At 42.9% G+C, this 14,755-nt stretch carries 12 protein-coding genes; 6 read left to right on the top strand and 6 right to left on the bottom strand.

Annotated features, from left to right (window positions below; all coding sequences use genetic code 11):
• Positions 1-18: 18 nt before the first annotated feature.
• Entirely contained in the window at positions 19-1,050 is a 1,032-nt protein-coding gene (locus ACYVBM_RS06760; protein WP_460684872.1) for an LLM class flavin-dependent oxidoreductase, read from the bottom strand.
• 101 nt (positions 1,051-1,151) lie between these two features.
• Positions 1,152-1,907, bottom strand: a complete 756-nt coding sequence (locus ACYVBM_RS06765) for a phosphoglycerol geranylgeranyltransferase (RefSeq protein WP_460684873.1) — start codon at positions 1,905-1,907, stop codon at positions 1,152-1,154.
• A gap of 281 nt (positions 1,908-2,188) precedes the next feature.
• Between ACYVBM_RS06765 and ggt the strand changes: the two genes are divergently transcribed.
• Both ggt and ACYVBM_RS06775 read left to right on the top strand, forming a co-directional pair.
• Positions 2,189-3,880, top strand: a complete 1,692-nt coding sequence (gene ggt, locus ACYVBM_RS06770; RefSeq protein ID WP_460684874.1) for a gamma-glutamyltransferase — start codon at positions 2,189-2,191, stop codon at positions 3,878-3,880.
• A gap of 73 nt (positions 3,881-3,953) precedes the next feature.
• Positions 3,954-4,325, top strand: a complete 372-nt coding sequence (locus ACYVBM_RS06775; RefSeq protein ID WP_460684875.1) for a DMT family protein — start codon at positions 3,954-3,956, stop codon at positions 4,323-4,325.
• On the opposite strand, the gene ACYVBM_RS06780 is transcribed toward ACYVBM_RS06775, so the two are convergent.
• The 3 genes from ACYVBM_RS06780 to ACYVBM_RS06790 form a co-directional block, all read right to left on the bottom strand.
• Positions 4,326-6,995 carry a hypothetical protein gene (locus ACYVBM_RS06780; protein ID WP_460684876.1) on the bottom strand — a complete coding sequence of 890 codons (2,670 nt, stop codon included), beginning with the start codon at positions 6,993-6,995 and terminating at the stop codon, positions 4,326-4,328. It abuts the gene before it with no gap.
• Between the two features lie 40 nt (positions 6,996-7,035).
• Positions 7,036-7,971, bottom strand: coding sequence for an NAD(P)H-dependent flavin oxidoreductase (locus tag ACYVBM_RS06785; RefSeq protein ID WP_460684877.1), 936 nt, complete (start codon positions 7,969-7,971; stop codon positions 7,036-7,038).
• 552 nt (positions 7,972-8,523) lie between these two features.
• On the bottom strand, positions 8,524-9,513 hold the full coding sequence (locus ACYVBM_RS06790) for a sugar phosphate nucleotidyltransferase (RefSeq protein WP_460684878.1): 990 nt from the start codon (positions 9,511-9,513) through the stop codon (positions 8,524-8,526).
• Positions 9,514-9,739: 226 nt separating this feature from the next.
• Between ACYVBM_RS06790 and glyA the strand changes: the two genes are divergently transcribed.
• The 4 genes from glyA (at position 9,740) to ACYVBM_RS06810 (ending at position 13,925) form a co-directional block, all read left to right on the top strand.
• Positions 9,740-11,023 (top strand): serine hydroxymethyltransferase, encoded by a 1,284-nt coding sequence (gene glyA / locus ACYVBM_RS06795; RefSeq protein ID WP_460684879.1) that lies wholly within the window; start codon positions 9,740-9,742, stop codon positions 11,021-11,023.
• Positions 11,024-11,097: 74 nt separating this feature from the next.
• The gene (locus ACYVBM_RS06800) at positions 11,098-11,517 is read left to right on the top strand and encodes a DUF4293 domain-containing protein (protein ID WP_460684880.1); all 420 of its coding nucleotides are present in this window, start codon (positions 11,098-11,100) and stop codon (positions 11,515-11,517) included.
• A 144-nt stretch (positions 11,518-11,661) separates the two neighbouring features.
• Complete coding sequence (locus tag ACYVBM_RS06805) at positions 11,662-12,537, top strand: carbon-nitrogen hydrolase (protein ID WP_460684881.1); 876 nt, start codon at positions 11,662-11,664, stop codon at positions 12,535-12,537.
• A gap of 302 nt (positions 12,538-12,839) precedes the next feature.
• Complete coding sequence (locus ACYVBM_RS06810) at positions 12,840-13,925, top strand: agmatine deiminase family protein (RefSeq protein WP_460684882.1); 1,086 nt, start codon at positions 12,840-12,842, stop codon at positions 13,923-13,925.
• 27 nt (positions 13,926-13,952) lie between these two features.
• On the opposite strand, the gene ACYVBM_RS06815 is transcribed toward ACYVBM_RS06810, so the two are convergent.
• Positions 13,953-14,558 (bottom strand): alpha-ketoglutarate-dependent dioxygenase AlkB family protein, encoded by a 606-nt coding sequence (locus ACYVBM_RS06815; RefSeq protein WP_460684883.1) that lies wholly within the window; start codon positions 14,556-14,558, stop codon positions 13,953-13,955.
• Positions 14,559-14,755 lie beyond the last annotated feature (197 nt).

Raw genomic sequence — 14,755 nt, forward strand, 5'->3', positions numbered from 1 at the left:
ACGCTCTCACATCACTTATCACTTGAGCAACGCTGCTCTCACTTTGGGTGCAATTTTAGTTCCGAAAACTTCTATCGACTTCATCATTCTATCATGGGAAGGCGCGCCTACATCCATATGAGCCGAAAAACGGGTCAGTCCGAACATATCGTGCAGCTCCAGTATCTTATCAACAGCTTCACTGGCATCACCGATAATTAAATGTCCGCCTTTACCCCGTCCCCTGTCGTACTGCGCGCGTTGGTAGGGCGGCCAGCCGCGGGTGCGCCCGATCCTGTCCATCTGAGCAGAATAAACCGGATAATAATACTCGGCTATTTCGCTGCTGTGCTCACCAAAAAATGCGTGCACATGCACCCCTGCTTCAAACTGGTTTATATCATGACCAGATTCCTGGTAAATCGCTTTATTATAATCAAACAAAGGTTTAAACTGTACCGGGTTGCCACCAATAATCGCAAACATTACCGGTAAGCCCAGGGTAGCAGCCCGTACTACGGACTCTGGTGTTCCCCCAACGGCTACCCATATTTTTAAATGATTATTCAATGCCCTGGGCAGCACTGCCTGGTTTTTAAGCTCGGGGCGGAATTTTCCTTTCCATGATATCTTTTCCTGATCATTTATTTGCAGTAAAAGTTTCAGCTTTTCATCAAACAAAGCATCATAATCCTTCAGATCCTGCCCGTACAGGGGAAAAGATTCTATAAAGCTGCCCCGGCCTGCCATTAGTTCTGCACGGCCATTGGATATCAGATCAATGGTTGCAAAGCTCTGGTAAAGCTTTACCGGATCTGAAGAACTTAAAACCGAAACAGCGCTTCCCAGCTTAATATTTTTGGTTACGGTTGATGCCGCGGCCAAAACTATTTCAGGTGCTGAAACGGCATAGTCAGGCCGGTGATGCTCTCCTATCCCATAGAAATCGAGGCCAACCTCATCCATCAGCTTTATTTCTTCAATAATTTCCTGCAAACGTTGCTGTGCCGGTTGTGGTTTTCCGTTCACGCCTATTTGTACATCACCAAACATACCTATTCCTAATTCCATTATATAACTCTTATTTATTTGATTATATGATTAACAGAGCAAAGGAATAATTGTTTGAAAACCGGTTTCCGGTAACTTCTCGTCCGGGCTTTCCAGATTAACTAAACAACCTTGTAAGAGGCGTGAATGGCCTGGCTCATTTCTGCAATAAGAGCAGGATCTTTTTCAATAGCGTTGCCAATTACAATCACATCGGCGCCAGCTTTACAATTGAGATAAGCCTTTTCAGGATCGGTAATACCACCACCAACAATCAGGGGGATTTCCACATGTGCTGCTACGGCCTGTATCATGCTTTCGGTAACAGGTGTTTTAGCCCCGCTGCCGGCATCCATATAAATAAGTTTCATGCCGAGCATTTCGCCTGCAAGTGCGGTGCACATTGCTATCTCATTTTTATCGGAAGGAACAGGAGCTGCATTACTGATATAAGAAACTGTAGTAGGAGCTCCCCCATCTACTACTATATAACCGGTAGGCATAATCTCCAGTCCGCTCTTTTTTACAAAAGGCGCCGATACCACGTGCTGGCCAATCAGCAGTTCAGGATTTCTGCCGGAAATAAGAGAAAGATACAACAACGCATCAGCATATTTGCTTACCTGAGAAGGGCTGCCCGGGAAAAGTATTACAGGTATATCGCAGCTGGTTTTCAGTTGTTGCACAACTTCATCCAAATGATTGGAAATAACTAAACTGCCCCCCACAAAGAAATAATCTACTTTTGCCTGAACAGACAAATAGATCAGTTGGTTAAGTGAAGATGCTGTAACTCCATCCGGATCTATTAACACAGAAAAAGACTTCTGCGCATTTTTCTTCTTTTCCAACAGGGAATTGTATATATTCATCTTCATGTAGATAAAGGCCGGTTTATGCAAAAATGCAAAAACTTTTCCAAAAAACGGCATTTATCGGTAAATGATCAGGGCAAAAACACATCTAATTTTCCCGGGTTCTGTGCCTTCTGTCAGTCCTATGGAGTTTTCTGGCTGGGTTATGCTTATTTTTGTAATTCTATTAGTTGTTCAAGTTTGTTTACACGTTATTGATAGATAGATTGTAAAAAAATGAAATAAATTCAAAATAATTGAAGCGGTTCCTTTAATAGATTGTTTTTATCTTCCCTCAAAAATATATGCGCTGTTATTTACTGTTTTTTGCCCTGATCTCCGTTTTTTATACCCGGGCGCAGGATAACGCCTTTAATTATAACAGCACCAAAAAAACTGTCTGCAAAAAAGGCGCTGTGGTATCTGCCCATCCGCTGGCCAGCAAAGCAGGGCTGCTCATGCTTAAAAAAGGAGGAAATGCTTTTGACGCTGCTATTGCTACGCAATGGGCACTTGCAGTGGTTTATCCGGGTGCCGGTAATATTGGTGGCGGAGGCTTTATGGTAGCTACGTCCTTAAAACACAAGCCCATTGCTCTGGATTACCGGGAAACGGCCCCCGCCGCTTCCCGGAAAGATATGTACCTGGACAGTAAAGGAAACGCCGTCAGTGAGAAAAGTCTTTATGGCCATTTATCCAGCGGTGTGCCCGGAACCGTTGCCGGGTTATTTACTACCCATTTATATGCCAAGCTTCCTATGAAAGTGCTGATACAGCCTGCCATTGAGCTGGCTGAAAAAGGTTTTGCCATCACCAGGGCTGAAGCGACCGCACTAAACAATGCCAAAAGCTCCTTTGAAAAATATAATACACAGCAACCGGTATTTGTAAAGGAGGAATTGTGGCAAGAAGGCGACACTCTGGTTCAGAAAGATTTGGCGGCTACCCTCAAAAGAATAAGCAACAACGGTGCAAAAGGCTTTTATGAAGGCGAAACGGCAGTCCTGATTGTAGCGGAGATGCAACGTGGCAAAGGACTGATAACTAAAGAAGACCTGAAGAACTATAAAGCTAAATTCCGGGAGCCTTTGGTATTTGCCTATAAAGGCTATACCGTTATTGGTATGCCTATGCCGAGCAGTGGCGGTTTACTGCTTCACCAGATGCTCAAAATGACAGAGCCGTTTAATATAGGCAAAACGGGATTTCAAACCCCAACATCAGTGCAACTGATGATAGAGGCTGAACGCAGAGCTTATGCAGACAGGGCAAAATACATGGGCGATGCTGATTTTTATAGCGTACCGGTAGCCGGGCTTTCAGATGATGCCTATCTAAAAGCAAGAATGAAAGACTATATGCCGGGGAAAGCGGGTAACAGCCGGCAAACAGTTGCAGGCATTGTGCCAGGTTACGAAAGTGAAGAAACCACGCATATCAGCGTTATAGACAATAAGGGCAATGCTGTTTCCGTTACTACTACTTTAAATAATAATTATGGCAGCAGAACAGTTGTTGGGGGCGCCGGTTTCTTGCTGAATGATGAAATGGACGATTTTAGCGCCAAACCGGGGTCGCCTAACCTGTTTGGTGCCGTGGGTGGCAAAGCTAACGCTATAGAACCGGGTAAAAGAATGCTCAGTTCTATGGCGCCAACGATCGTACTAAAAAATAAAAAACCGTTCCTGGTAGTGGGAACACCGGGAGGCACAACCATTCCTACATCTGTTTTCCAAACTATTTTAAATATCATTGATTTTAAAATGAGCACAAGCGATGCTGTAAACAAACCCAAATTCCACCACCAATGGCTGCCCGATGAAGTATTTATTGAAAAAGGATTTTCAGGTACTACTGCCGACAGCCTTTCTGCCATGGGATACAAGCTCAGCCAGCGCAGTCAGATAGGCCGCACAGAAGTGATCAAAGTATTAACCAATGGTTTATTTGAAGCAGTAGCAGATATCCGTGGAGATGACAGCGCGGAAGGATGGTGATGACAAAGACAATATAAATATTAATATCTATAAAGTATAATACTAAAATCTAAAGTCTACAATCTAAATATCAATGAAATCATTAAGCACAGTAGGACTACTGCTATTATCCAATGCCTTTATGACCGTTGCATGGTATGGGCACCTTAAATTTTTTGGTAAAGGAAGCGCTCATGCTGCTACGCCTGTATGGGCCATCATTTTGGTAAGCTGGGGTATTGCTTTTTTTGAATACTGTTTCCAGGTGCCGGCAAACAGGATAGGCTCATCGGAAACAGGCGGCCCTTTTTCACTTATCCAGCTAAAAGTGATACAGGAAGTGATCACTTTAGTGGTATTTGTGGCATTCTCAAAAATTGCTTTTGAAAACTTTCATTTTTCGTTAAATCATTTAATCGGATTTATACTGCTGGTAGCGGCGGTGTACTTTATCTTTAAAGGATGATCAGTCATGCCTCAATTTTAAAGGTGCTATAAGCATCCCAAAATCACCTTTCAGATCTGATCCCTGTACCACAATAAGGTATCCTCCTCCCCTGGCTTCTGAGGTATAAAACGAAACCCGGGCTTCCCCGTTCTGATCTGTGACCACATCAGGGTTCCAGTAAACCGTTTGCCGCAGATCAGGAAATACCGTTTCTTCTTCAGGTGACGAATACCGTGGACTGTAAAACCTGCGCCCGACAAACGGAACGTCAGGTTTCAGCAGGTACATTCCTGGTATTTTTTTGAGGAAAGGACCCACCCCTCCATGAGTTGTAATTTCAATAACAATCGGAGGGTCTAAAAAATTAACTTTATCCGGGGTATATTTAGATTGATAAGGTAAACCATATTTGATGCTTCTCATTATTTCTATGCCTTTCACATCTTCTGCAGAATAATATTGCAACACATCATAAGGGTTCATTTCAAAAAACTTCAGATCCATGCCATCAATTATAATCCATACCGGGCTTTTCCCAATAGAAAACGGGGTGCCTCTTACAACCGGGAACCCGGGTATTTGCCTGCTTAAAACAGTAAGCAAATCTGCTTTAGGCGTTTTCTCTAACATAGCCTGGGTAATCGTTTGATCAGCACCGCCGTCTTCATTTAAGTTTTTCGATCCCGGAACACGGGCTTTTGCCTTTACTACCACCTCTTCGAGGTAGCGGCCATCACGCTTTAATTGCTCCATGATCAGCGTTCTCCGGTCGAGCGATTTTTTAAGCACTGTATCGAACACGATATTGTTACGGTCATACACCACATCCGGCTCAGGAACGGGAGGATAATTTTTAGTGGATACATCCACTCCTATCCCAAATGATTTGTCTTTTTTGTTTACCGCCTGAATAAGCGTGCTGACACTATCTGTATAAAATAAGGGAAAGTCTTTAAAAATGAAAGTACCATCATTATTAGTAACCGTATCCATAAAGAACATGCCGGCATTATTCATACGCCCGAAAAGCGTTACCCTGGTATGTGGTGACGGTTTATTAAAAATGTTGGTTACTTTACCGCTAATATGGAAACTTTTTTCATACGCATATTTTCTCGCTGTATCTGAAAAATCATAGCGTACCCAGCCCTGTGTCAGCAGCAGCGCATCAGTGGCTTCGCTCTTTGCATTTTTAATATAATAATAAGGCTCCTCCACCCTTCCCTTCAGATCAGCACTTAATGCCATATAGCTTACTATATTTTCGGCGTCGGGCGTGATTCCTACCTGGCTGGTATCAATAACAGCTATAGAAAAACTTCCGGGCACTTTTTCATCGGTATGGTTTTTTACAGACAGCGCCAGCATTACACTATCTTTGTTTGCATACGCCTCTTTATTGGCAACAATATTCATTTTTAAAGCATCTTCATGCCACACAAATAAAGCCCGTTCATTTACAGGTGTTCCGTTTGCATTATAAAGCGTAAATCTGGCCACCCCGCTGGGAAAAGCTGCCGTAGCTATTTTCAACTCGTATTGCTTTTTATTTTGCAGCCTCCCTTTTACATAAAAGCCACCCCTTGTACTCCCTGTTATAAACCAGGTATTACCGGCTGCACGGGGGCTGAAATTTATTTTCACAATAATACTATCCCCGCTGTCAGAATAACTGACCTGCAAAACCTGGCCTTCGCTTTGCACAGGTGGCAGCTTATAAACAACACCGTTTTCGAGATGGGCGGTATAGGACTCACCCGCCTGCGGGGTTATCCATACAATGCCCATTCCTTTGTGAACAGAAGCAAAGGGGCAAACCATATTGTCACGGCTATCTCTAATGACGCCTTTTACATCTATGCCTGCTCCGTAAATATCCAGGGCTTTAAATCCCAGCCGCTGTTTAAACCCGGCAATAAAACTACCTCCTTCAGGCAGAAACTGGAGGTCTGTATTTTTGTTGGTGGTTGGAACCGGTATTTGCAGTTGCATGTTTTTACCGGTGATCTCCAGCCGCAGATTTTTATGATACCGGGAATCCTTCAATAAAGTATCGATATAAATATTACCCTCAGCATCAGTAACCATACGCCGGCGAAACAATGCCCTGTTTTTAAACATTAATGCTACCTGCACTTTGCTGTTTGCCACCGGAGCCTGGTTATCCTGTTTTAAACCGGCAGATATAAAAAGCCGGTTATCTGAAAAGCCAAGCTCATGCAAAGTAGCTTTCCATAATTCAGCTTTCGGGTCTATTATTTTAAAAGTACCGGTAAAAAAAAGTGAATCGCCGAAATTTCTCATGCGATTGGTGTATGCCCTTATTGTATACATGCCCTGGGTAAACAGTTGCTCCCCTAAAGTAATATTGCTGTAAAAGAGGCCGATATTGCACGCCGCGCTTATCCGTTTTATCACTTCTCCAGAGGCATCAATCAATTCTATATAAGCGATCCGGCTGCTGTCATTTACTATATTCAGGCTTCCGGCAACAACATACCCTTTAAGCCATAAAGTATCGTTCAGGTTATATTGCGACCTGTCGTAATGAATAAAAATTTTTTCTCTTCCATCAAAAGTGGCCATGCTATCATACATCTCTATCTTTTGCTGAAGACTGTCAAATTGTGCGTTTGCCACAGAAATAAGGAAAAGGAATAAACCATTCAGAAACCCTATTTTTTGCATATACCTGGCATAGAATATTGATAAACAGAACATCCTGTTGCTAAAGATCGGTCATTTCTTTTTTAGCTGCAATAAATTCGTTCCAAACCTGCTGTACAATTTCTGCGGCGGGGAGAATATTGCTGATCAATGCACTAACCTGGCCAATTTCCAGCGCTCCTTCCTGCAGATCGCCTTCAAACATGCCCTTACGGGCACGGCCTTTTCCTAACAAAGAGTAAAGCTCTTCTTCAGAAGCGCCATAGGTTTCCGCTTCGCTTATTTTATAGAAAAACTCATTTTTAAGCAATCGCACCGGCGTTAGCTTTTTCATAGATAACCGCGTATCGCCTTCGGCTGCGTTTACGATCCGGTCTTTAAAATGAATATGTGATGAGGCTTCCTCACTGGCCACAAAACGGCTCCCCATTTGCACAGCTTCTGCGCCCAAAGCAAAAGCAGCCAGCATTTGCCTGCCTGTTGCAATGCCTCCTGCTGCTATAACAGGAATGGAGACAGCTTTCACAACCAGCGGCACCAGTACCATTGTAGTGGTTTCTTCTCTGCCGTTGTGACCACCTGCTTCAAAGCCCTCGGCCACCACCGCATCGCAACCGGCACCTGCTGCCTTAACAGCGAATTTGCTGCTGCTCACCACATGCACTACTTTTAATCCGGCATTTTTAAAAGTGGAGGTCCAGGTATCAGGATTGCCGGCGCTGGTAAATACAACAGGTACTTTTTCCTCTATAATGATCTGTACCTGCTTTTCTATACCGGGGTACAAAAGCGGCAGGTTTACCGCAAAAGGCTTATCTGTAGCAGCTCTGCATTTCTGAATATGACCCCTTAAAACATCGGGGCTCATAGAGCCGGCACCAATAATACCTAATCCGCCTGCATTGCTTACAGCGCTAGCAAGCTTCCAGCCACTTGCCCAAACCATACCCGCCTGGATAATGGGATATTGAATATTGAAGAGCTGGATAATAGACATCGCTTTTGCTGACTGTTGACAGATACCGGCAATTTACGATTTAAATATGGATGCTGGTTACTGGTTACGAGCAGAAGGCATAAAGCTGGAAGCGTAAGGCTTAAGGCGTTCTGTCAATAAACATCGAACATTGATTATTCAGGTATAGAATTTCTGTACTATATGGTTTATGGCTAAAGGCCGAAAACCTGGAAGAGGTATAAGGCTTTTTGCTTTCATCTCGTACATCGTACCCCTTACATCGTACCTCTTACTTTATGCTGGAGACTGGTTGCTGGTTACAAGTTTCTGGTTTCAGGTCCGCACGGCGCCTTCCGCCTCCGGCCTTTCCGCTTTCATATCGTACATCGTAAACCTTACATCGTACATTTTACCTGATGCTGGTGATGGGTTACTATCTAACGTCTAAGTACTAAAATCTAATGTCTTTACCTAAATAATCAACATTCAATCCTCAATTTTCAATATTCATTAAACATTCCTGCCCGAATGACTGGCCAGGCGGGGATTATTGCGTAATTAGTCAGGCACATCCCCCTTCCTACTCACTATTCACCCTAAGTCAATGCTGGTATTATCACCAATATTAAGACTGCGGCTTTCCCCTTTAAGGCTGGTGTCGCTGCCAATAAGGGAATCCTCCAGAACAATGTCGTGCAAATTGCAATAGGCCCCTACAATAGAGTTCTTAACAATAGATTGTGTCATGCTGGTATATTCACCTAAAGTAACATTAGGGCCGATAATACTGTTTTCAATGCTACAGCCTACCCCAATGCTTACCGGTGGAATAATTACTGTATTCAGATATTTTGAAGCATCGCTCTCTATGCCGGATTTTCTCAGTAAGGTGGCGTTGGATTTGAGGAGCGTATCTTTATTGCCCGCATCAAACCAGTTATCTACTTTAAAAGATTGAAATTTTACACCCTTCTCTATCATACAGTCAATAGCGTCCGTAATATTAAACTCTCCATGCGTGAGCAGGCCTGCCGTAATATTTTTCTCAAGGCATTCAAATAAAATATCGGTTTCGGTTATTTTATAAATCCCTACCATCGCCATATTGGATTTGGGGATATTGGGTTTTTCAATTACAGATTCAATAAAACCGCCGGCATCAATCTCCGCTACACCAAAATCCTTAGGGTTATCTACTTTACGTACCCCTATCAGGGAACCAGGGCTGCGCAGCACTTCATTGACGTCGTACTCACAAATGGTATCGCCCAGTGCGATCAGTACTTCGTCTCCTTTTACCAGGTTTCGGGCAAGGCTGATAGCATGTCCTACTCCCCGTCTGTCTTCCTGGCTTACAAAATGAGCTGTAATATCGCTGTGCTTATCTTTCACATAATGGTAAATTTTATCGCCCAGATATCCTATTATAAAAATAAACTCATCGACACCTGCTTCTTTTAGCTGATCAATAATAATGCTTAAAACCGTTTTGTTTGCCACAGGAATCAACGCCTTGGGTTGCGTATAACTGTGGGGTCTTAATTTAGTTCCGGTACCAGCAACAGGAATAATTGCCTTCATAATAAGTGATGTGTAAGATACTGAATGTAGTTAGTAAAAAAGAGCGTGAAGGTAAGTAAAAATGGAAATATTATGGAGTCTTTATGATTTGCCCCGTTTTTTTTGATCCGGCTGAAGAATATAATAATGCCCCGTACTTTTTTAATAGTGCAGTACATTGCAACTTTGTGCAAATACTGCGAATAAAAACATTGTACATAAATTTTGATAACCTTAATTTTGCGCCATGCAAAACGACACTATACTATTTGATCTGCTCAATAAAGAATTAGAGCGGCAGCGCAATGATATTGAATTGATTGCCTCAGAGAACTTTGTTTCTTACCAGGTGCTGAAAGCTATGGGCAGCGTACCTGCCAATAAATATGCGGAAGGTTATCCGGGCCGCAGGTATTACGGGGGATGCGAGGTAGTGGACGAAATTGAAAACCTGGCTATTGACAGGCTGAAACAGGTGTTCAGCCTTACATGGGCCAATGTTCAGCCTCATAGCGGAGCGCAGGCTAATGCTGCTGTATTCATGGCAGTTCTAAAGCCCGGTGACACTATTATGGGCCTTGATCTGAGCATGGGCGGGCACCTGACTCATGGCAGCCCTGCCAATTTCAGCGGCAAGCAATATAACGTAGTTTCTTACGGCGTTAATAAAGAAACCGGCTTAGTGGAGTACGATGACCTGGAGCAAAAAGCATTGATGCACAAACCTAAAATGATCATTTGCGGTGCTTCGGCATACAGCCGTGACTGGGATTACGCCCGTATACGTGCAGTGGCTGATAAAATCGGGGCTATTGTAATGGCCGATATTGCACACCCTGCAGGCTTAATTGCCAAAGGGTTATTGAACGACCCGTTTGACCATTGCCACATCATTACCAGCACCACACATAAAACCCTGCGTGGGCCGCGTGGCGGCGTTATTATGATTCGTCATGATTTTGAGAACCCCTGGGGATTAAAAGACCCTAAAGGAAATACGCGCCTGATGAGCCAGTTGCTGGATCTGGCCGTTTTTCCCGGCATACAGGGCGGACCTCTTGAGCATATTATTGCGGCCAAAGCAGTAGCTTTCGGTGAAATACTGGACGACAGTTTTAAAGTATATGCCCAACAGGTGGTAAGTAATGCCCAGGCTATGGCCAAAGCTTTTGTTGATAAAGGTTATAACCTTATTAGTGGGGGAACAGATAACCACCTGATGCTGATCGATCTGCGCAATAAGAACATTACCGGTAAAAAAGCACAGGAAACGCTGGACAAAGCATTTATCACGCTCAATAAAAATGCTGTTCCGTTTGACGATAAATCCCCCTTTGTAACTTCCGGCATTCGCGTGGGCGTTCCTGCTGTAACCACCCGTGGTTTAAAAGAGCATCACGTTATTGATGTAGTGGACATGATAGATAAAGTATTAATGAACACCGATAACGAACAATTGATTGCGGGGGTACGTGAAGACGTAAAAGCATTTATGAAGCAGTTTCCGCTGTACCCGGAGCTGGGTTCCTGAATGTAGTTCATAGCTTATAGTTCATAGTTCATTGACTATGAACCATGAACCATTAACCATCAACTTTTCCCAACATGATCCAAAGAAAACAGACACTATGGCTGTTGCTCTCCACCATCAGCAGCGCGCTTACTTTCAAATTTCCTTTTTATATTGGCATAGTAGCGCCTGATACTACCGGAGTTGAAGGGCCGGAGCTTACAGCAACAGATAACATCTATTTAATTTTATTAACAGTTGCAGTAGCAGCATTATCTGCTGTTACCATTTTCCTGTTTAAAGACAGGAAAAAACAGATCCGGTTTAGTCTTATAGGGTTGCTGTGCTCCATAGGCCTGATGGTTGTTTATTTTATGTACATTAAGAATTTCTCACAAGGCACTTTCGCATTAACTTCTGTTCTTACCCTGCTTATTATTATTGGCTTCTTTTTTGCCATCAGGGGCATCCGGCACGATCAGAAACTAATAAAAGATCTGAACAGATTAAGATAATTTGCTCCTACCTAATCATTTAAATGCGGAGTTTTTCATACTTCGCATTTTTTATGGACTAAAGAAACAGGTTTTCTTCCTGTCAGTAATATTTAAAGTACCTTTGCACCCTTTATGAAGGAGACTTCAAAAAAAAATCCCATTATGGCAAAAGTAAAAATAGGCATGGTTCAGATGAGCTGCTCTGCCAATAAGCAGGAGAACCTGGGCAAAGCCATTGAAAAAATAAAAGAAGCTGCTGCAAAAGGCGCACAGATCGTTTGTTTGCAGGAACTGTTTACATCGCTTTATTTCTGCGATGTGGAAGATTATGAAAATTTCAAGCTGGCCGAACCCATTCCCGGCCCTTCAACAGAAACATTACAGGATGTAGCAAAACAGCTGGGAGTGGTAATCATCGCTTCACTTTTTGAAAAAAGGACCGAAGGGTTATACCACAATACTACGGCTGTATTAGATGCAGATGGCACCTATCTGGGCAAATATCGTAAAATGCATATACCCGATGATCCGGCCTATTATGAGAAATTCTATTTCACTCCCGGAGACCTGGGCTATAAAGTATTCAAAACAAAATTTGCCACTATCGGGGTATTGATCTGCTGGGACCAGTGGTATCCTGAAGCGGCCCGTATTACTGCGTTGATGGGCGCCGAGATCCTGTTCTATCCCACAGCTATCGGCTGGGCTACAGAGCAGGATGAGCAAACCAATAAAGACCAGTACGATGCATGGCAAACCATTCAGCGCAGCCATGCCGTAGCCAACGGCATCCCTGTAATAAGCGTAAATCGCGTGGGGTTTGAGCAAAACGGCGCCATGAAATTCTGGGGCGGAAGCTTTGCTACCAACGGCCAGGGCAAATTACTTTACCTGGCTTCGCATGAGCGGGAAGAAACAGAAGTAGTAACACTTGATCTGAAAGAAGCCGACAGCTTCAGGATGCACTGGCCATTTTTAAGAGACAGACGGATTGATTCGTATCAGTCTATTACGAAAAGATTTATTGATGAAGGATAGTCAGAAAGTCGGGAAGTCTGAAGCCGCCCCGGTAAATTAAATTTATCATTTAGTTGCTGATACGTATATTCTCAATAAAAAATATGGCTTTCAAATTTGAACAGTTACGAGTATGGCAAAAGTCTTTAGATTGAACAAAACTCGTACATAATCGACTGAGCAATTTCCTAAAGATGAGCTTTTCATTCTTACATTTCAAATAAAAAGAGCAGCGATTATTTCAAAAGAAGCTTTGAGCAAATTTATAAAATGTGTGAAGAAATCCTTTCAATGATTTCCGCACTTATCAAAAAATTACGAGAATGACTCTATCTATATCTTCGGACATCGGACATCAGACTTCCAGACTTACTCCCAACCAACTCGGTTATTTTTTCCCTGCCGAATGGCATCCGCATGAAGCTACCTGGCTGAGCTGGCCGCACAAAGAAGCATCATGGCCCGGAAAACTGGACGCTATATTTCCTTATTATGCCCATTTTGTAAAAGAACTTGCAAAAGGTGAGACCGTTCGTATCAATATAACGGGCGACAAAATGAAGAACTTTGCTACCAAGCATCTGCAAAAGCAGGGAGCAGATCTTTCTAAAATAGAATTTTATATCCACCCTACTAATGATGCGTGGTGCCGCGATCATGGTCCGGCCTTCCTGGTAAACCCCGAAGCCACAGCGAATAAAAAGGTAATAGTGGACTGGGGTTATAATGCGTGGGGAGACAAATATCCGCCTTACGACCTGGACGATGTGATACCAACTAAAATAGGTGAAAGATTGGGAATCCCGGTTTTTCATCCGGGTATAGTAATGGAAGGCGGGTCGGTAGAATTTAACGGGAAAGGAACTATACTTACTTCTACAGCCTGTTTATTAAACGAGAATCGAAACCCGCATTTGAGCCGGCAGCAGATCGAAGCATATTTGTACAATTATTATGGAGCCGAGCAGGTACTATGGGTAGATGACGGTATTGTGGGAGATGACACAGACGGGCATATTGATGATACCGTTCGTTTTGTAAATGAAGACACGGTACTTACTGTTGTTGAAGAAAACAAGAACGACGAAAACTACGCATTGCTTCAAAACAACTTAAAGCAGTTACAGCAAATGCGGTTATTAAATGGCAGACAGCTAAACATTGTGGAACTTCCCATGCCCGACCCTGTAATTTACGAAGACCAGCGTTTACCCGCTTCTTATGCTAATTTCTATATCTCTAATAAATCGGTTATTGTTCCTACTTACCGTTGCAGTAAGGATGATAAGGCTTTAAGGATCATACAGGAACATTTTAAAGACCGTTCAGTTACCGGTATTGACTCTACCGAAATCATCTGGGGACTGGGTAGCTTTCATTGCCTGAGCCAGCAGGAACCAGCTGTGTAGTTGTTTGCTGATATGATTAAACGAAGCCTATTTTTGAAGGTCTCTAAGATCAGCATCAATAGTCCTGAACGTAAGATTAATACGTGGCTGGTCAACCTTTTTTGCCGGTGGCAAACGATGCAACCAATAAATTTGGCAGGTGCCTTTCATTACCAGCAGGCTGCCATGCGCTAGAATTGCTGATACCACTTCTTTGGTTTGTTTATGCTTAAAGGCAAACTTCCTTTCGGCCCCAAAGCTTAAAGACGCAATAGCACCTTCTTTTTTAAGATCTTTTTCTGCATCGCTATGCCAGGCCATTCCTTCACTGCCATTATGGTATAAATTCAGCAGGCAGGAGTTATAGGTTTCGCCTGAGATTTTTTCTACACCCTTTTTAAGTTGCAACAATTCATCTGTCCAGGTAAGTGCTGTTTTGGTAATGCCGGAATACCGGTATTCCAAAGGCTCATCAGCATACCAGGCTACTTTTCTTTTAGTAATGATTTTCTTACCGAAAATGATGACTTCATCGTTTTTCCATGCAATAGTATTCATCAGTTCCAAAGTATAACGATCTGCTTCCTCAGCAGAAAAAATTTTTCCGTAATACAATGCTTCGCCGTCATGAGGAAGCAGATTGGTAAGAGCCATACTAAGCTTTTATTATTTGTTTAAAAAAATAGTCGTCCTGTTCCGATAGCTATCGGAAGACGAAGGACATTTTACTATCGGGCTATGCTTCGACAAGCTGTTAATGACAAGTGAAGCAACTGTCTAAATACCAATGACTTGCAATTCATGCTTTTTAGCAAGTCTTTGAAGTAAGGATAGTTCTTTCGCTTTAAGTT

The organism is Niabella aquatica (genome assembly GCF_054779315.1).